We start from the raw sequence: 20341 nt of genomic DNA on the forward strand, positions 1-20341 counted from the left end.
GCCGCTACTGGATGGTCCAGCCGACGCTGCCGACGCCCGAGCTGTAGATCGCGCAGACGCCGGAGGACTCGCCGTACTGGCCGGGCGCCAGCGTCACCCACTGACCGGAGACGTCCGGGGCCCAGCCGCAGACGACCTCGGCACGGAAGGTGACGGTGCGGTCGGTGTTGTTGTGGCAGCCGGCGATGCCGTGGTCCGGGTTGTTGTTGTGCACCCAGCCGTCGCAGTCGACGGTGCCGGCCGCCTGCGCGGGAGCGGCGAAGCCGCCGACGGTGAGGGCGAGGGCGGAGAGGGTGGTGGTCAGACCTGCCGCGACGATGCTCTTCCTGCGGTTCATGTGAGTCCCCGTGAAGTCGTGGTCCGTTCGGACGTGCCGACTTCAGTGAAGGCCACGGGCTCTTCGCCGGGAACCTCGGACTTACCAGGGTGGCACGCGCCCCTCACCCCTTCGACTTGCCGGACGCGTCCGGGCTGTTCCAGTCGTACGGCCCGCCGCCGCGCCACTCGATCAGCTCGGGGTCGTCGACGGCCCGGTCCTCGGCGGGCAGGCCCGCGCGGTGCACCAGGTCCATGACGTCGAACAGGCTGTAGGCGGTGCCCGTCGGCTCGTCACGGATCGTCACCTGACGCCCGCCGTCCGACTCCGGCGGCGACACCACCACGGGGGGACGCGTGCTCATGCCACCACCATGCGCTCTGAGTGGCGTGTACGCAGCCCGGCATACCGGCCACAGTTGAATCGTCATCAATTTGGGCTGTCGGTGTTCGGCGTACCGGTGGAAGGTCACCGTCCGGTCGTCGAACGCCACGCCCTTGAGTTCGATGGCTGTCAAGCAACGCAGTACCCACCCGGACGACAGCCACGCGTGTTCCGGCCGGCTGCCGCTCGTTTCGTCCACGTCGCGCCGGGCACTCGGCGGCTGCGACGATCACGCGGGAGGTGCGCCGTGCCATTTCGCGACCGTACCCACGCCGGACAGGAACTGGGTCTGCGGCTGGCCGAGTGGGCCGGATCGGGCGACCTGATCGATGTGCTGGTGCTGGCCCTGCCCCCGGGCGGCGTGCCCGTGGCCTCGGAGGTCGCCCGGGCCCTGCACGCCCCGCTGGATGTGCTGATCGCCGGCGAGATCAGTACCCCGATCCGGCCGGAGACGCCGATCGGAGCGGTCGTCGCCGACGATCCGCCGCTGTACGACCGGCAGAGCCTGGCCATGATGCACCTGTCCGAGGACCGGCTCGGCGACGTCGTCGTCCAGGAACGCAACGAGCTGCACCGCCTCGAATACCTCTATCGCGGCCGCCGCCCGCCCCCGTCCATCAGCGGCCGCACGGTCGTCCTCGTCGACGACGGCCTGACCACCGGCCTCACCGCCACGGCCGCGCTGCGCTTCCTGCGCCGCCACGGTCCGGCGCGACTCGTCCTGGCGGTCCCCGTCGGCAGCGCGCGGACCGTCCCCGCCATGCGCGGCGAGTGCGACAACGTCGTGTGCCTCGAACAGCCGCCGGGCCTGCATGCCGTCGGCGAGTGGTACGAGGACTACGGCCGGGTCCCGGACACCCAGATCGCGAGGACACTGCACGCGTTCCACGCCACGGCGTGACGCTCGGCGCCCGGGTGGGTGCCGTGACAAGGTGGTGCCATGGCCATAGAAGTCCGCCCGGCATCCGTCTTCGAGGACGTACGTCCCGTCATCGGCCCGAAGTCGCCCACGGCGAACGTCTGTTGGTGCCTGAGCTACCGCATCCCGTCGAAGCTCAACAACGAGCTGCGCGGACCGGCCCGCGGCGAGTACGTCGCAAAGCTGTGCCGCGCCGATCCTCCGCCCGGGGTGCTCGCCTACGACGGTGACGAGCCGGTCGGCTGGGCCGCGGTGGCGCCGCGCTCGGCCACGTCCTTCGCCCGCAACCGCAAGATCCCGCACGTCGACGACCTGCCGGTCTGGTCGCTGTGGTGCATCCGCGTCCGGCCCGGCCATCGCAAGCAGGGGATCAGCCACGCCCTGATCGCCGGGGCGGTCGAGTTCGCCCGTGACCGGGGCGCTCCGGTGATCGAGGCCTACCCGCTCGACAACGGCGACGCCCGGGTCGACCTGACGATGGCGTACGCCGGGATCCGAAAGAACTTCGAGCGCGCGGGGTTCGTCCATGTCGCCGACACGACCTCGGTACTGGCCGGTCATCCACGCATCCTGATGCGGCTCGACCTGCGCTGACGGGCCGCTCTCGCGGGCTCAGTGGACCGAGAATCCTCCGTCGACGAAGATCGACTGACCGGTGACATAGGCGGAGGCGCGGCTCGCGAGGAACACGGCCGCGCCGGCGAAGTCCTCCGCGAGGCCGTTGCGCCCGACCATCGTGCGCGCGGCGAGCGCCGCCACCTTGTCCGGGTCGGACGACAGACGGGTGTTGAGCGGCGTCATGACGAAGCCGGGCACGAGCGTGTTGCAGGTGACGCCGTACGGCGACCACGCCTCCGCCTGGGAGCGGGCCAGCGACTCCAGCGCGCCCTTGGAGACGCCGTAGGCACCGCTCTGCACGAACGCCCGGTGCGCCTGCTGCGAGGTGATGTGGACGATCCGGCCGAAGCCGCGCTCGGCCATCCCGGGTCCGAAGCGCTGTCCGAGCAGGTGGGGTGCGTCCAGGTTCAGGGCCATCGTGGTGTCCCAGACGTCCTCGCCGAGCTCGGCCATCGGGGGCCGCAGGTTGATCCCGGCGGAGTTGACGAGGATGTCGGGCTCGCCGAACGCCTCGACCGCCTCCTCGGCGGCGGCGCGCACGCCGTCGCGGGTGCCGAGGTCCGCGCTGACCGAGGCCGCGCGACAGCCCTGGGCCTCCAGCTCGCCGACGGTCGCGGCCAGCTCCGCCTCCCTGCGCGCCACGACCACGACGCTCGCGCCCGCCCGGGCGAGGGCCTCGGTGATGGCGCGGCCGATGCCGGAACTGCCACCGGTCACCACGGCGACCCGGCCTTCCAACGAGAACAGTTCGGAGAGGTATGCCTGCGAGGTCATCCCCGCACCCTAGGCCGCGGCCGTACGGCGCCTGCGCTCGGGGCGGTGTCGTGTGAGCCCGTCCGCTGCGGGCACTCGATGCGCACGGCGTGCCCGTCCGGGCCGCCGACCGAGGCTGGAGGTGGAGAACATGGGTCATGGCGGGAACGTCATCGACGAGCTGATGACCGATCACCGCGAGGTCGAGGAGCTCTTCGGCCGGATCGAGGGGCTCACGCCCGGCACCAAGGACCGCAAGCTGTACGCCGACCAGGTCACGATGGAGCTGGTACGGCACTCGGTGGCCGAGGAGGCCTATCTGTACCCGGCCGTGCGGCGGCATGTGGCGGGCGGTGACGCCATCGCCGACCGGGAGATCGAGGACCACTCCACGGCCGAGCGCATCATGAAGGACCTGGAGGGGTGCGACGCCGGTGATCCCGAGTTCGACCGGCTGATCGGGATGCTGATGTCGGAGGTCCGCTCGCACATCGCCGACGAGGAGGGAAACCTCTTCCCCCAGCTCCGGGCGGCCTGTCCCCCGGAGACCCTCGACGACCTCGGCGACAAGGTGCGCCAGGCCAAGAAGGTCGCACCGACCCGCCCCCACCCGTCCGCCCCGGACAAGCCCCCGGCCAACAAACTGCTGGCCCCGGGCGCGGGCCTGGTCGACCGCATGCGGGACGCGCTGACGGGCCGCGGCAAGAAGGCTTGAGGGGCCTGGGGGCGCAGGGCCTCATGGCGTCCATGGCGATGTGAGGGCGAGTGGCGCTCCTTCAGGCTCCGGAGGGCGGGGGCTGCTGTGCTCCTCCGGCCGGGTGGATCCGGCTCGTGCACACGCCCCGGCGCCCGGGTCCGGATCGTGAGCTCCGCCGGCGGCCCTGGGCGTGCTCGTGTGTGCACCCCTGCGACCTGGCTCCGGCTCAGGCGATCAGCGCTTGGCCGGGGTCGAGGCGTTCGTGGAGTGCCGTGCGGTGCAGGGCCGCCACGGGGGCGAGCAGGTCGGGGTGGCGGAGCAGGGCCGCCGCGCGGCGGTCGTCGGCGTCGGGGGACACCAGGCGCCGGAACTCGACCGGGGCGGCGGCCGTCGGGCCACCGTCGGCGACGGCGGTGACCGCGAGCCCGGCCAGGTCGGTGTCGATGAGGAGACAGGCGGCCCAGCTCGCGACGACCTCGTCCACCCAGGTGCGCCAGGCGAAGTCGTCCGGGTCCTCGTGCGCGGCGGCGTCGGCGCCGGTGATCCAGTCCAGGCCGGCCGAGCCGCCGGGCCCGGCCATCCGGACCAGCGCGGCGTCCGTCGGCGTCGGGTAGCGCAGCCAGGCCGCGACCGTGACCGCCTGGCGGGCCTGCACCTCGCCCAGGGCGGCGGCCAGGGCGCCGCCGCAGGCCGGGTAGGAGCGGGTCAGCCACTGCGTGGTCGCCGCGATGAGCGGGGAGAGGTCTGCGAGCACTGCCGGACCGTCCGAGGTACTGGCGATGGGCAAAAGCCATCAGGGGAACGGGGATCCCTCAAACGGTAGCCCGGCCGCCCCGGCCCGGAACATGCCCGCGATCTCACCGGCGACGTGGCCTCCCCCACACCGGCCGGGCAGGCCCGCCCCCCGGACGGCGCCGATCTCAAGCGGCGCTGTAGCCGAGCTGCCGCCTCATGTACGGCGTCATCAGCGTCTTCGCCTTGGCGACGGTGGTCGTGCGGCTGCCCAGGACCGCCGTTTCGCCGCCTGGTACCGGCAGCACCGTCACACCGTCGGCCGCGCCGAACGGGACGATGAGCGGGGTGCGGTGGATCGGTCGGTAGAAGCGGGGCCGCTTGCGGTGCTTGCCGGTGCTGTTGAGGTAGGCGCGGATGTTGTGGGCGGCGAGGTCGGCCTGGGCCAGCGCGGCCGGGGTGATCTTGAGGTCGGTGGCGTCGTTGACGTCGCCGACCGCGAACACGTCGAGCCACCCGCGGAGCCGCAGCGCCTCGTCGACCTTGACGTGACCCGAGGCGTTCAGCCAGTCCCCGTGCCCCGCGAGCCGCAGCCAGAGCGTGTTGGGCGTGGTGCCGGTCGCCCAGAAGGAACGGTCCGCCTCGATGAGGTTGCCGCGCGCGTCGCGATAGGTGCCGAAGTCGTTGCCCGGGGACATGAAGGAGTCGAGCCACACCTGCACATCATGGGACTCCAGCCAGGCCCGCGCCTTGCGCCCGGCCCGCGCACTGCCCGTGGAGTGCAGCAGTTCCGGCCCGGAGTGCGCGAGCGTGACCCGTGCGTCGGGGCGGGCGAGGCGTATCTCGGCCGCGAGTTCGACGCCGGAGGGCCCACCGCCGACGACCAGGACGTGCTCGGCGGTGGCGATGTGCTGCTGGTGGGTGACGAAGGACTTCAGCGCCTCGTCGGTGGTGGTGCCGCTGAAGCGGGCCGGCTCGGGGTAGTCGGCGCCGGTCGCGATCACCAGGACGTCGTAGTGGAGCCGCTCGCCCGTCCCGAGGACGACCTGCCGCTCGCCGGTGTCGATGCGGACCGCCTTGCCCACGGCCACGCGGCCGTTGCGCAGCAGCCGGTCGTAGGGGATGAACGGGCTGTGCGACCAGTCCGCACGCACTCCGGCGCGCAGGGAGGCGATGCGGTGGAAGAAGACCTCTTTGCGGTCCACCAGCGTGACCCGCGCGGTCGTGTCGAGTCGTTTGGCCAGACGGACGCCGGCATAGCCGCCGCCGATCACCACTACGTCGCCGTCCACCACGCCGAGTCTCCCGAAACGTTGTCGGCCTCTCCCTTGATCCGGCGAGCCTATAGCTTGAAATCTAAATAATTGATGGTGCGGGGTGTGCGTTCTGTGAAATACGTCCGGGCCGACCCGTGCGGGCCGGCCCGGACGTCCTACGGGACTGATCAGACGAGGTCGAACCGGTCCAGTTCCATGACCTTGACCCACGCCGCGACGAAGTCCTTGACGAACTTCTCCTTGGCGTCGTCGCTCGCGTAGACCTCGGCGAGGGCGCGCAGCTCGGAGTTGGAGCCGAACACGAGGTCGGCACGGGTGCCGGTCCACTTGACCTGGCCCGAGGCGTCACGGCCCTCGAACGTGGTCTGGTCCTCGGAGGTGGACTTCCAGGTCGTGCCCAGGTCGAGCAGGTTGACGAAGAAGTCGTTGGTGAGCTTGCCCGGGGTCTCGGTGAACACGCCGTGCTTGGACCCGTTCTGGTTCGCACCCAGGACACGCAGACCGCCGACCAGGACGGTCATCTCGGGGGCGCTGAGCGCGAGCAGGTTGGCGCGGTCGAGGAGCAGGTACTCGGCCGGCAGACGGTTGCCCTTGCCGAGGTAGTTGCGGAACCCGTCGTACGACGGCTCGAGCGCCGCGAACGACTCGACGTCCGTGTGCTCCTCGGTCGCGTCGACACGGCCCGCGGTGAACGGCACCTCGACGGCGACACCGGCATCCTTGGCGGCCTTCTCGACGGCGGCCGAGCCACCGAGGACGATCAGGTCGGCCACGGAGACCTTCTTGGCGCCCGAGTTGAACTCGCCCTGGATGTTCTCCAGCACGCGCAGGACCTGGGCGAGCTCGTCCGGGTCGTTGACCTCCCAGCCGCGCTGCGGCTCCAGGCGGATACGGCCGCCGTTGGCGCCACCGCGCTTGTCGCTGGCACGGTGCGTGGCGGCGGACGCCCACGCGGCCTTGACCAGCTGCGGGACGGTCAGTCCTGCGTCGAGGATCTTCGCCTTGAGCGCCGTGACGTCGGCGGCGTCGATGGCCTCGCCCTCGGCCTCGGGCAGCGGGTCCTGCCACAGCAGGGTCTCCGCCGGGACCTCCGGGCCGAGGTACAGGGACTTCGGGCCAAGGTCACGGTGGGTGAGCTTGTACCAGGCGCGGGCGAAGGCGTCCGCGAACTCGGCCGGGTTCTCGTGGAAGCGCTTCGAGATCGGGCCGTAGATCGGGTCGAAGCGCAGCGAGAGGTCGGTGGTGAGCATCGTGGGCAGCTTCTTCGAGCCGCCGTGCGCGTCGGGGATGATCGCCTCGGCGTCCTTGGCCACGTACTGCTTGGCGCCGGCCGGGGACTCGGTCAGCTCCCACTCGTAGCCGAAGAGGATGTCGAAGAAGTCGTTGCTCCACTGGGTGGGCTTGGTGGTCCAGGTGACCTCGAGGCCGGAGGTGATCGCGTCACCGGCCTTGCCGGAGCCGTGGGTGGACTTCCAGCCCAGGCCCTGCTGCTCCATGTCGGCGGCCTCGGGGTCGTTGCCGACCGCGTCGGCCGGGCCGGCGCCATGGGTCTTGCCGAAGGTGTGGCCACCGGCGATGAGGGCGACGGTCTCCTCGTCGTTCATCGCCATGCGGCGGAACGTCTCACGGATGTCGCGGGCCGCGGCGATCGGGTCCGGGTTGCCGTTCGGGCCCTCCGGGTTGACGTAGATCAGGCCCATCTGGACGGCGCCGAGCGGGTTCTCCAGCTCACGGTCGCCGGTGTAGCGCTGGTCGTCGAGCCAGGTGGTCTCGGGACCCCAGTACACGTCCTCGTCGGCCTCCCAGACGTCGGCGCGGCCACCGCCGAAGCCGAAGGTCTCGAAGCCCATCTGCTCCAGGGCGACGTTGCCGGTGAGGATCAGGAGGTCGGCCCAGGAGATGGACTGGCCGTACTTCTTCTTGACCGGCCACAGCAGACGGCGGGCCTTGTCGAGGTTGCCGTTGTCCGGCCAGCTGTTCAGGGGCGCGAAGCGCTGCTGACCGCGGCCGCCACCGCCGCGGCCGTCGCTGATGCGGTAGGTGCCGGCGCTGTGCCAGGCCATCCGGATCATCAGCGGGCCGTAGTTGCCGAAGTCCGCGGGCCACCAGTCCTGCGAGGTGGTCAGCACCTCGGCGATGTCCCGTTTCACGGCCGCCAGGTCGAGGGCGCCGAACGCCTCCGCGTAGTCGAAGTCCGCACCGAGCGGGTTGGCGACGACGGGGTCCTTGGCGAGGATCTTCAGGTTGAGCCGTTCCGGCCACCACTGACGGTTGCCGCCGCCCTGCGTGGGGTGCGCGGCGCGACCGTGCGCGACGGGGCAGCCACCGGTGCCCTCCGTCTTCGCGTCAGTGACGATCGCATCGGGGTTCTCAGCCATGGGAAACCTTCCGAACTAGGTGGATCACAGTGCTCGGGGTGCACTGCTGGCGGTGGAGCAGTCGGGGCACAGGCCCCAGTAGATGACCTCGGCCTCGTCGATCGCGAAGCCGTGGTCGTCGGACGCGGTCAGGCAGGGCGCCTCGCCGACCTCGCAGTCGACGTCGGCGACGACACCGCAGGAGCGGCACACGATGTGGTGGTGGTTGTCGCCGACGCGCCCCTCGAACCGGGCCGGGCTGCCGGCCGGCTCGATACGACGTATGAGTCCCGCCGCGGTGAGCGCGTGGAGGCCCTCGTACACGGCTTGCAGGGAGACATGACCCACGCGATCACGCACCCCGGAGGCGATGGCCTCGACACCGAGGTGGTCACCGGCCCGGACGGCGTCGAGCAGCGCGACACGCGCCGCCGTCACCCTCAGGCCGGCGCCGCGCAGCTCCTCGGCGGGGGTCGGAGTCTGGGATGCGGTCATGCGGCCAACCTACCTCTGTAAACACGAACGATTCAAGAAAACGAACGATGAAACTCTGGTGATCCTTCCGCTGGCGCACATGGCAGCCAACGGCACCCCCCAAAGCGCGAAAAATCATCTTTTCGGACATTGACTCATGTCTTTGCGTCAAGGCCTCCATCTGCCCGGAATCCCACGCGTACTCGATGGAGGCACATCGCATGCTCCGCAGACATACCGCGGCCGGTCGCCGCGCCGCCCTGACCGCTCTCGGCGCCTTCGTGCTCACCGGCGTGACCACGGCCGCCACGGCCGCGCCGCCGCCGGCGCCCGCCTCCACCGCCGCGCAGACGCTCGGTGCCGACCGGCCGCCGGCCGCGGTGGTGCGCGCGATGGAGCGTGACCTGAAGCTGAAGCCGGGGCAGGCTGCCGAGCGGCTGGTCAACGAGGCGGAGGCGGGAGTCCGCGCGGGGCGCCTGCGCAACTCGCTGGGCAAGCGCTTCGCGGGCGCCTGGCTGCGGGGCACGACCTCAACCGAGCTCGCGGTCGCGACCACGCATGCCGATGACGTGTCCGCCATTCAGGCCCAGGGCGCGAAGGCCGTGGTCGTCAAGCACGCCCTGAGCGAGCTCCAGGCCGTCAAGGAGAAGCTGGACAAGGCCGCGACCAGCGCCAACACCCGCGACACACCCGTCTGGTACGTCGATGTGCCGACGAACCGCGTGGTCGTCCAGGCGATCAAGCGAACGGCGGCGACGGAGTTCATCAAGGCCGCCGGTGTCCAGGACAAGGGCGTGGCCGTCCGGATGTCGGCGGCACGGCCGCGGCCGCTGGCGGACCTCGTCGGCGGCGAGGCCTATTACATCGAGGGCTCCGCCCGCTGCTCCATCGGCTTCTCCGTCACCAAGGACACCGAGGAGGGCTTCGCCTCGGCGGGCCACTGCGGCAGGGCCGACGACTCGACCACCGGGTTCAACATGGCCCGGCAGGGCACCTTCGAGGCGTCCACGTTCCCCGGCAAGGACATGTCCTGGGTCAGCGTGAACAGCAACTGGACGGCCACGCCGGACGTGAAGGGCGAGGGCGGCCAGCGCACGCAGGTCACCGGTTCGGTCCAGGCGCTCGTCGGCGCGTCGATCTGCCGCTCCGGTTCCACCACCGGCTGGCACTGCGGGACCATCCAGCAGCACGACACGAGCGTCAGCTACTCCGAGGGCACCGTGGACGGCGTCACCGAGACGACCGTGTGCGCCGAACCCGGTGACTCCGGCGGCCCGTACGTCTCCGGCTCCCAGGCGCAGGGTGTGACCTCGGGCGGTTCGGGTGACTGCACGAGCGGCGGGACCACCTTCTATCAGCCGGTCAACCCGATCCTCAGCGACTTCGGGCTGATCCTGAAGACCGCGACCGGTCAGGCCGGCTCCCCCGCGCCTCCGGACACCGGGGCGGCCGCCTGGGCCGCGGGCCGGGTCTACGAGGCGGGCGTCACGGTGACCCACGCGGGCGTGCGCTACCAGTGCCTGCAGAGCCACCAGGCGCAGGGTCGCTGGTCGCCGGGTGCCACCCCGGCCCTGTGGCAGCGGCTGTAGGCGGATGCCGGAGCAATACGGCGTCCGGTGCGGGGCTCGGGCCCCGCACCGGACGCTTTCCCGACGGTCCGGTCCGGTCACTGGTCCGCCAGGAAGGCGTAGGCGGTGGCGATGAAGGAGTCGCGGGCGCGGAAGCGGCGGGTGCACAGCGCGGCCAGGGCGGTGCCCGTGTCGGGCCGGAAGCCGAGGAACGCCTGCTGGCCGAGGGTCGCCCCGCTGTGGAAGTACAGCGGCCCGCCATCCGTGGGGTGCCGGAACCACGCCATCGTGTGCACGTGCCGGCGCCCGAGGCCGCGGCGCAGTACAGGGGTGCGGACACTCTTCAGGGCACCGGCCAGCGGGGAGCCGGCCGCGTCCAGGTGGGCCTCCAGGAACGTCAGCAGATCGTGCGGCGTCGCGCGCACGGCACCGGCCGCCGCGAAGCCTCCGGCGTCGAAGGGGAGCGTCGGCGTGCGTCCGTCCTTGCCGTGGCCGACGGCGTCGGTCTTCGGGTCCTCCGGCCGCAGGGCGGTGCCGGCCAGGCCCAACGGACGCAGCACATGCGTCCCGAGGAGCTCCTCCCACGCCCTTCCGGTCGCGGTGGCGAGTGCGTGGCCGAGTACGGCGACGCCGAAGTTGGAGTACTGCCAGCGGGTGCCGGGCCGGTGCCGCGGACGGTGGCGCAGGAAGGCGTCGATCACCCGCTCCGCGGGGTAGCGGCCGTAGGGGTTGGTGCGCCAGGCGGGCAGCGCGCGCCGGTAGAAGTCGGCGGGCAGGGTGGGCAGTCCGGCCGTGTGCGTGACCAGGTGCGCGAGTGTCACCGGCGTCGGGTCGCTACGGCGTCCCGGGTCGAGCCACGCGGTGGCCGGCTCGCCCCCGGTGAGCCCTCCGCGCTGGATGAGACGGGCCAGCAGCAGCCCGGTGAAGGTCTTCGAGGCCGACCCGATCTCGTAGCGCAGGTCCTCCCGGGGCACGCCGGGCTCCGGGGTGCTGCCGCCGCAGTGCAGGGTGCGCCGACCGGCCCGGGATACGGCGAAGACCACGTCGGGTGCGTCGACGGCGTCGACGGCCCGCGCGAGCCGCTCGGACAGGTCGTCTTCGTCGCTGCCCGCAGTGGGCCGGTCCATCCAGGCGTCGTCGGCCTCCTCCGCCGCGTCCGTGTCGTCGTCGATGCCCGGCCAGGGCAGCAGCCCGGCGGTCATGACGTCGCGTGGGTCAGTTCGGTCAGGGCGCGGGAGGTGGCCAGGAGCGAGGCGAACGCGGCGACCAGGGTGGGGTGGTAGACGATGTCGAAGACCTCATCTGGTTCGCCCTCCGGCATCGCCCGTACGGCGGGCATGGCGCCGTCGGGCTGCTGGGCCGCGGCGAAGCCCGCCCAGGCCCGCTCGTCCAGGGTGGGCCTGGGCAGACAGGCGTCCACGACGAGCAGTTCGCCGAGCAGGTCCCAGCGTTTCAGGTCCAGCCAGTCGTCGATCCAGACCGGCAGCCAGGTGGCGAGGTAGTCGGCGATGTCCGGCGGCAGGGCCTCGGGGTGCGCACCCCAGTCGGTGAGGTGGAACACCGTGTGGGTGACGTCGTAGGCGATGTGGCCGCTGACCGTCCAGGGTTCGGGCCTGCGGGCCAGCCAGGTGGGAGCGACGAGGTCCGCCTCGGGCGGGCGGGGCGTGAGGCCGAAGCGGCGCTGGAACGCGGCCAGTCCGAGGCGCCGGGTCGGGTCGAGTTCGAGCGCCGACCAGCTCTCGAGCCGGTGGTAGAGGACGGTGGCGCGCTCCACCTCGGGCTCGCTGTACCCGAGTTCCTTGTACGGCAGGTACACCTCGAAGGGGATGGGAGACATCGGCTCGATGCGCTGGCCGCGCGCCAGCATGCGACCGCCGTCCAGGGTGTGCCGCCAGGTGTGGTCGAGGAGCCGGCGGGCCAGGTCGGCCTGCCGGGACCCGGCGACGCCCTCGCGGAACAGCACCCGGCAGATCAGGGCGAGTTCGCCGACCGGCTTGAAGCGTTCCAGGAAGCCGATCTCGGGATCGACGTCGGGCTCCAGCCGGAATCCGTCGCGGTGGGCCCACAGCCACTCCAGGGCGCGCACGCCGACGGTGTGCATCAGACGGGTGTCGGTCATCCGGGCACTCCTTGTCCGCCGTGGCGGGTCCGCGCGCGGCCCGCTCGCGATCGGTGACCGTCACCGCCCGCGTCGATGTCGTCGTCGCCCTCGCCGGTGAGGCGCTTGACGGTCTGTGCCGCCGCGAAGGCGGCCATCAGGGTGGAGTGGTAGCAGCGCAGGAAGTCCGGCTCCGGGCCGGCGGCGTCCGCGCCGGGACCCTCCTGCGGCAGCGCCCCGGAGTCGTGCTGGGCCCGCGCGATCCGCGTCCAGGCGGCCTGGAAGGCCGGCAGCTCGGGCGGGTCCGGCAGGCTCGCGGCCACGACCAGCAGTTCGCAGCTCAGGTCCCACATCGTGGCGTCCAGGCAACTGTCGAGCCAGGACGGCAGCCAGTGGGCCAGATAGGCGGCGAGGTCGGCGGGGACGCCGGCCGGGGTGCGGCCCCAGTCGGTGAGGTGGAAGACGACGTGGGTGAGCGCGTACCCCGAGGAGCGCTCGAACGTCCAGGGCTCCGGCAGGCCGCCCAGCCAGGTGCGCCGCAGCACCTGGGCGGACTCGTCGGGCCGTTCGATACCGCTGCGCCGCTCCGCCTTCAGCACGCCGAGCCGGCGGGTGGGTTCCTGTTCGGTGAGCCGCCAGCCCCGGGTGCGGGCCGTCGTGGCCGCGGCGGCCTCGTACCCGGGATGCCGCAGCCCGGCCGCGGCGAACACCGAGTAGACCTCCAGGGGGTAGGTCGCGAAGGGCTCCAACCGCTGGAGGCGGAGGAAGAGTTCGCCGCGGCCGGTCTGCTGCCAGGCGAACCGCAGCAGGTCCGAGGCGCACCCGTGCAGCGGGTCCGACGGCGGCAGGTGCGACCGTACGCTCTGGCAGGTCTGGGCCAGTTCCCCCAGGGGTTTCCAGGTGATGTCGACGTGGCCGTCCTCGGTGAAGGCGTCCTCGTCCAGCGCGAAGTCGGCGCTGTGCGCGGACAGCCAGGCGAAGGCGGCCGCGCCCACCTCGCGGATGTCCCCGACGCCCATGGAGGTCGCCGTCATACGAGCGCTCCGGCCGCCCGCATGACCCGGGCCGCCTGCACCTGGAGGGCCACCCGGGGATCGCTGCCGCCCATCAACTCCACGAAGTCCAGGCCGGTTTCGAGGCCGAGCGTGTCCGGTACGCCGTCCAGCAGGGTCAGCCAGCGCCCGGCGCCGGCCGCCTGTTGCCAGTCCCTGCGGCGTACCGCCCGTACGAAGCCGCGGGCCACGTCGACCGGGCGGCGACGGGCCGCGCGGGCGACGGCGCAGTCCTCGCCGGGCAGGGCGAGGGGTGCCAGGACCGCGAGTTGATGGGTCAGTGTCTGCCAGGGCGCCTCGTCCAGCCAGTCGGCGCCGGGTCCGGTGTCGAAGGTGCCGGCGGGTGCGCCGGTCAGGGGTGGGTCGAGCCGCACCAGGGTGCGGCGCATGGCCCAGTGGCTCCACATCACGGTGGGTGCCGCGTCGGGACGCGGCGGGAAGGCCTCCACCGTCCTGCGGAACGTCTCAAGTGCCTCCGGGTCGGGCGGAGTCGGGAAGAGGACGTGCGGCAGCAGCAGATCGGCTCCCACCACCCGTACGGCCGCGAGGACCATGCCTCCCTCGACGTCGTTCATCGCTCCCGTGCCGGACATGCGTACGTGGTCTCCGCCCCGAAGGGCGGAGACCACGTCGGACGCAATGTCCTGCACAGCGCCCTGCAAGAGGGCCGAAGTGCCTGACTGCTCCATTCAGTCGCTCCCGTTCGGTCCGCTCAGCCCTTCTTCGGGCGAGGGGTCGGCGGGGACAGCAGCAGCTTGGTGTCCGCGGAGAGCAGCGCCAGCGCTGCGCACTCACGGCTGTCGCGGAAGACGCCGTCGGGTTCGGCCGGGTCGAGTGCAGCTTCGAGGTCGGTCCGCACGCCGGTCGTTTCCTCGATCGCCTTGCCAATGGAAGGCATATCACCATCTCCTCTGGGGTCAGCCATAGCCTCCACCACCAAGAGCACCACACAGCCACAAAGCACGCATCTTTTACCAGTAGGGGACATACGTCACTTGTTCAACGTTCGGGGCACGGGTCCCGGCCGCCGGGCCCTGCGCGGGCCACAGCGCTCCCGCCGTTCGAGTATCGGTCCGCGGAATTGCAATCGAAGTCAACTGAATCGCTATCAGGAATCTCTCCGCTGAGCTGCCTGGATTCACTTTTGGAGTTCACCCGAGTTACCGGCCAGTTTCTCGCAGATGTCCCGTCGATGGCTGGGACGGGGCCAAGTGCCCGGCCTGATCAGCCTGGTTGACGAACGGGAACGACAGAGAGGCCGCCACGGGATTCAACCAACGCGCTCCGCCGGCGCCGTTCCGCTCAATCAACGCGTGTTGATTCCTCGGCAACCTCAAAAAAAGCTCAGGGATCCCCAGGTAAACCTGTAATGGCGGTGCGCGGCTCGCTAATCTCCGATTCGAAGGAAGAGCAGGTCACCATCTGTCATCAGACGAGAGGTGCGCATGCGAAACCAGACCCCCCAGGGTCGCCCATGACCACCACCCCCGCTTCCGTCCCCGCTCAACTCGTCGGCCGCCGGGCCGTGCTCGACGTCCTGGACGGATTCGTGCGACGACTGCAGGACGGTGTCTCTGACATCGCCGTCGTCACCGGCCCCGTGGGCTCCGGCCGCAGTGCCGTCCTCGAACGGGCCGTCGAGCGGGCCCGCGCCTCGGGTCTCGCCGTCGGTGTGGCCCGCTGTTCACCCCGTGAGTCCCAGCTCCCCTACGGGGCCATCACACAGCTCCTGGGCACGCTGTGCCGGCCCTCGCGGATCGGTGCCCTCGCTTCCGGCATCGGCCCCACCAGCAGGCCGACGGACACCGTGGCCCGCATGTGCGACACGCTCCTGACGCTGTCGGCCGGCCGGCCCGTGCTGCTGGCCGTGGACGACCTCCATCTCGCCGACCCCCATTCCCTGCGCCGGCTGGTCGATCTGATCCACCGCGCAAGGCAGGGCGCCGTTCTCGCGGTCGTCACCTCCCCCGTGCCGGTCCGTCAGGTCCTCGAGGCGGCGGGAGCCCGGCCCGCGGCGCCCTGCCCGGTGCACACCCTGCGCCTCGACACGCTCACCACCGCGGAGGCGCGCGGCGTGATCGAGACCCGCGTCGGCCACCCCGTGGAGCGGTCCGTGCTCACGGTGGCCGGGGTCGCCGGCTGGTCCCCCGCCGTGCTGCACGCCGTCGCCGACCGGATCGCCGCGCTCGGGCGCCCCCTGGACACCGACGCGGTTCCGCAGCTCATCACCGCCGCCCGCACCGCCTGGTCCACCCGCGCCCTGACCACCCTGCAGGGCCTGCCCAAGAACGTGGTGGCGCTGCTGCGGGCCACGGCCGTCGGCGGACACCAGCTGGAGCCGGCCCGACTGGCGGCTCTCGCCGGCCTCGACGCCACCGCCTTCGCCGACGCCGCGGACGCCCTGCGGGCCTGCGGGCTGGTCGCCGACACCGACATCCCGCGGCTGCGCCACCCCTGGTTCGCCGATGACGTCCTGGCGGGCATGACCGGGCCCGAACGCGACCGGCTGCACCGGCGCGCCGCCTCGCTGAACGGCCAGGAGGACTCCCGCGTCGGCACCGTCGCCGAACTCCTCGGCGACGTCACCTCGCTCGTGCGCCCGTGGACCGCCTCGGACCACGCCGCCGCGCGCCCGCGGCACGCGGCCGACCTCACGACGGCGACGCTGCGGCACTCGCTGTGCGAGCCGGTGACCGAGGCCGAGCGGGCCCGGCGTCTGATCCGTCTGGCAGCCGCCGAAGCCGTCACCGCTCCGCAGGCCGCCGACGGCAGGCTGCGCCAGGTGATGCTGCGTCACCTCAGCCGGGAGACCTGGCCGGACGTGCTCAACGCCGCCGACCTGCTGCTCAGCCGGGGCGACGCGGAGACCGCGCGGTGGGTGATCGCCGATGTGCACCAGCGGGCCCTGACCAAGATCCCCGACGACGAGCTGCGTCCGCTGCGCGCCCTCGGCCGGCTCGCCCACAAGGAGAAGGGCGGCCTGCCGCTCGTCGCCCCGCCCCCGGTCCACTCCGACCGGCCCGGGCACCCCGCCCAGTCGGCCGTGCTCGCCTGGACCCTCGCCACCCGCGCCGACGACCGGGCCGGGGTCCTCGAACTCGCCCGCACGGCGCTCGACGAGCCCGCCTCCGTGCCGTTCATGTGCCGCATCGCCGCGGCGCGGGCCCTGCTGTGCGCGGACGACGTACCCACCGGCCTCGACCGCCTGGACGCCGTCGCCGCGGACGCCCACCGCCGTGACGCCCTCGCGGCGGCCGCGCAGGCCCTGCTCAGCCGTGCCGAGGCACAGCTACGCCTGGGCCGCGGCGAGGAGGCGCTGCGCGAACTGGCCGAAGCCACGCGGGCCCTTCCACCGACGTCGTGGCACTGCCTTCTCGCTCCCCGCCTCGCCGCCGCCGAGATCCTCGCCCTGATCCGCTGCGGCCGTCTCGAGGAGGCCGGGCGCGCCTCGGAACGCGCCCGCGGCCGGCCCGAGTGCCACAGCGTCAACACGGCCTTCCTGCTGTACGCCCGCGGCGAACTCGCCCTCATCGACGGGGACGCGGCGCGTGCGGTGCTGCTGCTGGAGGAGTGCGGACGCATGCTGCGGGCCAAGCGCTGGCGCAACCCCATGCTCATAGCGTGGCGCAGCGCCGCGGCCGTCGCCCACCATCACCTCGGCGCCCCCGCCGCCGCGGACGACCTGCTCGTCAAGGAACGCGAAGTCGCCGAGCGCTGGGGGACGCCGAGTGCCTTCACCGCCTTGCGCGCCCGCACCCACGAGGCCCTGGCGCGCAACGGCGTCGAGGTCGCCTGGGCCGGCGCGGGGGCGGATCCCTCCGCCCGGTCCTCGCAGTCCTCCGACGACGGGCCCACTGCGAGGCCCGACGCGACCGCCCCGGGACCGGACCCGCTCACTCCGTCCGAGCGTGAGGTGGCCGACCTCGTCCTGGCCGGGCATGCCAACCGTGAGATCGCCCGCCGGCTCGGCCTGTCCACCCGCACGGTCGAGCTACGGCTGACGCAGACCTACCGCAAGCTCGGCGTGAAGGGGCGTGCCGCTCTCGTCGCCCATCTGCGAGCCCGGCAGGAGGACGTCTGAGCCATGCTGCTGGAGCGCGAGCACGAGCTGGCCGTACTCAACGAGGCGGTCGCCGCGGCCCGGGCGGGCACCGGCGTCCTCGTCGTCGTCGAGGGCGGCACCGGCACCGGCACCACGGCCCTGCTGAACCGGCTGACCGAACGTGCGGCGGCGACCGGGGCCCTGGTCCTGCGCTCCGGCGGCATCCCCGCCGAACGCACCGTCCCGTTCGGCGTGCTGCGCCGGCTCGTGCTTCCGCTCGTCGCCGAACGCGATCTGCCCGCTCCCCTGCTCACCGCGGTTCCGCCCATCGCCACCGCCCCGGGCCGCTCGGGCCCGGACGGCGAGACGGGCGCCGCCGTGCGCGCCGACATGCTCCACTGGCTGCACATCCTGTTCGCCGGCCTCAGCGCCGAGCGGCCCGTGGTGCTCGCCGTGGACGACCTGGGCTGGGTCGACGACGACTCCCTGGAGGCCCTCGCCCATCTCGCGGCGCGGCTCGACGGCCTGCGCATGCTGCTGGCCGTGGTCCGCAAGGACGGCCTCGGCACCCGTGACCCGCTGGTCGCCGAGATCTCGGCGGCCGCCACCCACCACGTCCGGGCCCACGGCCTGTCGCGCCGCGGCACGGCGGCGCTGGTGGCCCGTCACTTCGGGGACGGCTGCCCCGACGAGTTCCGCCGCACCTGCCACGACGTCACCGGGGGCCGGCCCAAGGATCTGCGGGTGCTGTGCGACCGGGCCCGGCTCCGGCGGCTCGGCGCACCCCACTGGCACACACAGCGCCTGCGCGCGCTGGGCGAGTCGCTGCGCCGCGAGCGGCTGCTGTCGCTGCTGCGCCGCGAACCCGTCCTCGACGCCTTCCTCAAGGCCACCGCCGTGCTCGCCGGCCATGCCACGGACGACCTCGTCGCCCGGCTCGCGGATCTGACGGGGCAGCAGTGCGCGGACGCCCGAGAGGTCCTCACGCACGCGTGGCCGCCGGCACCCGGACAGGACGAGGCCGCCCACCTGCGGGCGGTCTGTGCCGTCGTCCGGCAGGCCATGGGCGACGAGGAGAGCTCCCGCCGCCACCGGCGGGCGTCCGCCGTGCTCGACGCGTGCGGCGCCGGGCCGGAGGAGGTCGCGCAGCCGCTGCTGCACGTCGACCGGCTCGGCGACCCGTGGGAGATCCACCAGTTGCGCGCCGCCGCCGCGGCCGCCCGCCGCCGGGGCGCACCGGAGGCGGCCGTGCGCTATCTCGGCCGTGCCCTCGTCGACGTACCCGCGGGCAGCCATGTCCGCGCCGAGTTGCTGTACGAGCTCGGGGTCACCGAGCTGGACCTCAAGTCCCCGGTGGCGGGCCGCCACTTCGTGCAGGCGGCGCGGCTGATGCCCCGGCTTCGGCGGCGCGCCGAGGTCGTCTCCAGCACCCCGATGGACATCGTGCGCAGCGATCCCGAGGTCGCCGCCCTGGTCCGGGAGACCGCCGCCGGTCTCGGGACTCCACGGGAGGGCGACCGGCAGGGCGGCTACCTCGCGATGCGGCTGGAGGCCCGCGCCCGGTACGCCGGGCTGGAGGACCCCGGCCTGGTGACGTCGGCGACGCGCCGGCTGCTCGACCTCGGCGAGCAGCGCTACGGCATCTCGGCCGCCGAGCGCGAACTGCGCACCGTGCTCCTGTTCTCGGCCGCCATGGGCGGGCGGTCCGACCACCGCACGGTGGCGCGGGCGGCCCGGCAGGTCCTGGAGGAGGAGCCGGCGCACAGCGCCCGGTCCGGACTGGCGCTCGAACTGCTGCCGCCGGTGCTCTACTGCACGGACAGCCCGCATCTCGCCGCGTCATGGCTGGACGCGGCGCGCCTGCACGCCGCGCAGGAGGGCAACGGCATGACCCTGTCCCGCATCGATGCGGTGCAGGGCCTCGCGCTGCTGTCGCGGGGCGAGGTGGGTGCGGCCCGGCAGTGCGGGGCGCGTGCGCTCGCCCGGACCGAGGGCGGGACGCCCGCCGACCGGGTGCACGCCCGGCTCGTCCTGGGCCACGTCGCGCTGGCGGTGGGCGACGCCGAACTCGCCGAACGGCTCCTCGAACCCGCCGAACCACCCACCGACCTGCGGATGTTCGCCCTGTCCGGGGCGCTGAACGGGCTGCTCGCGGAGGACCGCGGGAATCTGCCGGTGGCGCTCGCGCACTATCTGGACTGCGGGCGCGTCCTGGAACGCGCCGGGTGGGTGAACGCGGCGTTCGCGCACTGGCAGGTGCGGGTCGTCCTGATCCATCATCGAGCGGGCCGGACCGCCGAGGCCCTCGCCGCCGCCCGCACCCATCACGAACGTGCCCTGGACTGGGGCGCGCCGACCACGCTGAGCCGGGCGCTGCGGATTCTCGGCATCGTCACCGAGGGCGCGCCGGGAATCGAGTTGCTGCGCCAGGCCGTGGATGTCGTGGAAACGGAGGGCAGCCGACTGGAGTTGGCCCATGCCCTCACCGAATTGGGCAGACGTCTGCAACGGGAATCCCTCCCGGAAGGCGATCGGCTCTTCCGGCGCGGCCGCCGGCTGGCCGCCGATTTGGCCAACGTGCGGACGGACACCGGGGCCGAGGCACGCCCCGTGGGGGCGCTCACGGCCGGCCTCACCCCGGCCGAGACACGGGTGGCGGAACGCGCGGCACGCGGTCTCAGCAATAGAGAGATCGCGGAGGAACTCGAAACGAGTCTACGGGCCGTGGAAAGACACCTCACGAGTTCATACCGCAAATTCTGCATAACCGGCCGGGAACAACTGGCCCATGCCCTGGGAATGGACGGAACCCACTAGCCTGCCCAGGACGGCATTGATCCATGCCTTGCCGACCTGCGCGGAGTTTTGTTCATTGTGTTCACGCAATCCGAGGAACTCTGAACCACCGTTTTCCCCTCCCCTTCGCCAACGCACACTCCGACGGCACCATCGACACCCGAACAACCGCTCTGACGTGCACGGTTCCTCATCGACCCGTCGCTCACACGTCATGTTCACCGGTTACTGAACGGTACTCAAAAGGCGTCCGCATAC

At 72.4% G+C, this 20341-nt stretch carries 18 protein-coding genes; 6 read left to right on the forward strand and 12 right to left on the reverse strand.

What is annotated here, in order from left to right:
• Positions 1-4: 4 nt before the first annotated feature.
• Both ACFPQ9_RS08245 and ACFPQ9_RS08250 read right to left on the reverse strand, forming a co-directional pair.
• Positions 5-337: a hypothetical protein gene (locus tag ACFPQ9_RS08245; RefSeq protein ID WP_380849019.1), complete on the reverse strand. Its 333-nt coding sequence runs from the start codon at positions 335-337 to the stop codon at positions 5-7.
• Between the two features lie 103 nt (positions 338-440).
• On the reverse strand, positions 441-680 hold the full coding sequence (locus tag ACFPQ9_RS08250; RefSeq protein ID WP_380849022.1) for a hypothetical protein: 240 nt from the start codon (positions 678-680) through the stop codon (positions 441-443).
• Positions 681-947: 267 nt separating this feature from the next.
• On the opposite strand from ACFPQ9_RS08250, the gene ACFPQ9_RS08255 reads away from it, so the two are divergent.
• A complete protein-coding gene (locus tag ACFPQ9_RS08255; protein ID WP_380849025.1) occupies positions 948-1601 on the forward strand; it encodes a phosphoribosyltransferase in 654 nt (217 codons plus the stop codon).
• Between the two features lie 39 nt (positions 1602-1640).
• Positions 1641-2213, forward strand: a complete 573-nt coding sequence (locus ACFPQ9_RS08260) for a GNAT family N-acetyltransferase (RefSeq protein WP_380849028.1) — start codon at positions 1641-1643, stop codon at positions 2211-2213.
• 18 nt (positions 2214-2231) lie between these two features.
• Here ACFPQ9_RS08260 and ACFPQ9_RS08265 read toward each other — a convergent pair whose 3' ends face one another.
• Positions 2232-3011, reverse strand: coding sequence for an SDR family NAD(P)-dependent oxidoreductase (locus tag ACFPQ9_RS08265; protein ID WP_380849031.1), 780 nt, complete (start codon positions 3009-3011; stop codon positions 2232-2234).
• A gap of 130 nt (positions 3012-3141) precedes the next feature.
• Here ACFPQ9_RS08265 and ACFPQ9_RS08270 point away from each other — a divergent pair, with 130 nt between their 5' ends.
• Positions 3142-3705: a hemerythrin domain-containing protein gene (locus tag ACFPQ9_RS08270; RefSeq protein WP_380849034.1), complete on the forward strand. Its 564-nt coding sequence runs from the start codon at positions 3142-3144 to the stop codon at positions 3703-3705.
• Positions 3706-3913: 208 nt separating this feature from the next.
• Here ACFPQ9_RS08270 and ACFPQ9_RS08275 read toward each other — a convergent pair whose 3' ends face one another.
• The 4 genes from ACFPQ9_RS08275 to ACFPQ9_RS08290 form a co-directional block, all read right to left on the reverse strand.
• Positions 3914-4441, reverse strand: coding sequence for a hypothetical protein (locus ACFPQ9_RS08275; protein ID WP_380849037.1), 528 nt, complete (start codon positions 4439-4441; stop codon positions 3914-3916).
• Positions 4442-4607: 166 nt separating this feature from the next.
• Positions 4608-5714, reverse strand: a complete 1107-nt coding sequence (locus ACFPQ9_RS08280; protein ID WP_380849040.1) for an NAD(P)/FAD-dependent oxidoreductase — start codon at positions 5712-5714, stop codon at positions 4608-4610.
• 149 nt (positions 5715-5863) lie between these two features.
• On the reverse strand, positions 5864-8074 hold the full coding sequence (gene katG, locus ACFPQ9_RS08285; protein ID WP_380849043.1) for a catalase/peroxidase HPI: 2211 nt from the start codon (positions 8072-8074) through the stop codon (positions 5864-5866).
• 24 nt (positions 8075-8098) lie between these two features.
• Complete coding sequence (locus ACFPQ9_RS08290) at positions 8099-8548, reverse strand: Fur family transcriptional regulator (protein ID WP_380849046.1); 450 nt, start codon at positions 8546-8548, stop codon at positions 8099-8101.
• A gap of 200 nt (positions 8549-8748) precedes the next feature.
• Here ACFPQ9_RS08290 and ACFPQ9_RS08295 point away from each other — a divergent pair, with 200 nt between their 5' ends.
• Entirely contained in the window at positions 8749-10116 is a 1368-nt protein-coding gene (locus ACFPQ9_RS08295; protein ID WP_380849049.1) for an alpha-lytic protease prodomain-containing protein, read from the forward strand.
• Between the two features lie 77 nt (positions 10117-10193).
• Here the strand turns inward: ACFPQ9_RS08295 and ACFPQ9_RS08300 are convergent, their stop codons facing one another.
• The 5 genes from ACFPQ9_RS08300 to ACFPQ9_RS08320 are packed head-to-tail and all read right to left on the reverse strand — an operon-like array spanning position 10194 to position 14143.
• Positions 10194-11297: a serine hydrolase domain-containing protein gene (locus tag ACFPQ9_RS08300; protein ID WP_380849052.1), complete on the reverse strand. Its 1104-nt coding sequence runs from the start codon at positions 11295-11297 to the stop codon at positions 10194-10196.
• Complete coding sequence (locus ACFPQ9_RS08305; RefSeq protein ID WP_380849055.1) at positions 11294-12214, reverse strand: DUF6895 family protein; 921 nt, start codon at positions 12212-12214, stop codon at positions 11294-11296. The genes ACFPQ9_RS08300 and ACFPQ9_RS08305 overlap by 4 nt, the downstream gene beginning before the upstream one ends.
• On the reverse strand, positions 12211-13227 hold the full coding sequence (locus tag ACFPQ9_RS08310; RefSeq protein ID WP_380849058.1) for a DUF6895 family protein: 1017 nt from the start codon (positions 13225-13227) through the stop codon (positions 12211-12213). Before ACFPQ9_RS08310 ends, ACFPQ9_RS08305 begins: the two co-directional genes overlap by 4 nt.
• Entirely contained in the window at positions 13224-13934 is a 711-nt protein-coding gene (locus tag ACFPQ9_RS08315) for a hypothetical protein (protein ID WP_380849061.1), read from the reverse strand. Before ACFPQ9_RS08315 ends, ACFPQ9_RS08310 begins: the two co-directional genes overlap by 4 nt.
• Positions 13935-13957: 23 nt before the next feature.
• The gene (locus ACFPQ9_RS08320) at positions 13958-14143 is read right to left on the reverse strand and encodes a hypothetical protein (RefSeq protein ID WP_380849064.1); all 186 of its coding nucleotides are present in this window, start codon (positions 14141-14143) and stop codon (positions 13958-13960) included.
• 576 nt (positions 14144-14719) lie between these two features.
• Between ACFPQ9_RS08320 and ACFPQ9_RS08325 the strand changes: the two genes are divergently transcribed.
• Both ACFPQ9_RS08325 and ACFPQ9_RS08330 read left to right on the forward strand, forming a co-directional pair.
• Complete coding sequence (locus ACFPQ9_RS08325; RefSeq protein WP_380849067.1) at positions 14720-17326, forward strand: AAA family ATPase; 2607 nt, start codon at positions 14720-14722, stop codon at positions 17324-17326.
• 3 nt (positions 17327-17329) lie between these two features.
• Positions 17330-20104, forward strand: a complete 2775-nt coding sequence (locus ACFPQ9_RS08330; RefSeq protein ID WP_380849070.1) for an AAA family ATPase — start codon at positions 17330-17332, stop codon at positions 20102-20104.
• Positions 20105-20341: the final 237 nt, after the last annotated feature.

This window comes from Streptomyces coerulescens (genome assembly GCF_042657965.1).
Classification (GTDB): Bacteria; Actinomycetota; Actinomycetes; order Streptomycetales; family Streptomycetaceae; genus Streptomyces; species Streptomyces coerulescens.

Bases quoted from the DNA above. Each gene is read 5' to 3' on its own strand.
- ACFPQ9_RS08250 (WP_380849022.1), bottom strand. From the start codon at position 680: ATGAGCACGCGTCCCCCCGTGGTGGTGTCGCCGCCGGAGTCGGACGGC.
- ACFPQ9_RS08270 (WP_380849034.1), top strand. From the start codon at position 3,142: ATGGGTCATGGCGGGAACGTCATCGACGAGCTGATGACCGATCACCGC.
- ACFPQ9_RS08315 (WP_380849061.1), bottom strand. From the start codon at position 13,934: ATGGAGCAGTCAGGCACTTCGGCCCTCTTGCAGGGCGCTGTGCAGGAC.
- ACFPQ9_RS08260 (WP_380849028.1), top strand. From the start codon at position 1,641: ATGGCCATAGAAGTCCGCCCGGCATCCGTCTTCGAGGACGTACGTCCC.
- ACFPQ9_RS08265 (WP_380849031.1), bottom strand. From the start codon at position 3,011: ATGACCTCGCAGGCATACCTCTCCGAACTGTTCTCGTTGGAAGGCCGG.
- ACFPQ9_RS08310 (WP_380849058.1), bottom strand. From the start codon at position 13,227: ATGACGGCGACCTCCATGGGCGTCGGGGACATCCGCGAGGTGGGCGCG.
- ACFPQ9_RS08320 (WP_380849064.1), bottom strand. From the start codon at position 14,143: ATGCCTTCCATTGGCAAGGCGATCGAGGAAACGACCGGCGTGCGGACC.
- ACFPQ9_RS08245 (WP_380849019.1), bottom strand. From the start codon at position 337: ATGAACCGCAGGAAGAGCATCGTCGCGGCAGGTCTGACCACCACCCTC.
- ACFPQ9_RS08290 (WP_380849046.1), bottom strand. From the start codon at position 8,548: ATGACCGCATCCCAGACTCCGACCCCCGCCGAGGAGCTGCGCGGCGCC.
- ACFPQ9_RS08325 (WP_380849067.1), top strand. From the start codon at position 14,720: ATGACCACCACCCCCGCTTCCGTCCCCGCTCAACTCGTCGGCCGCCGG.
- ACFPQ9_RS08305 (WP_380849055.1), bottom strand. From the start codon at position 12,214: ATGACCGACACCCGTCTGATGCACACCGTCGGCGTGCGCGCCCTGGAG.
- ACFPQ9_RS08295 (WP_380849049.1), top strand. From the start codon at position 8,749: ATGCTCCGCAGACATACCGCGGCCGGTCGCCGCGCCGCCCTGACCGCT.
- ACFPQ9_RS08330 (WP_380849070.1), top strand. From the start codon at position 17,330: ATGCTGCTGGAGCGCGAGCACGAGCTGGCCGTACTCAACGAGGCGGTC.
- ACFPQ9_RS08300 (WP_380849052.1), bottom strand. From the start codon at position 11,297: ATGACCGCCGGGCTGCTGCCCTGGCCGGGCATCGACGACGACACGGAC.
- katG (WP_380849043.1), bottom strand. From the start codon at position 8,074: ATGGCTGAGAACCCCGATGCGATCGTCACTGACGCGAAGACGGAGGGC.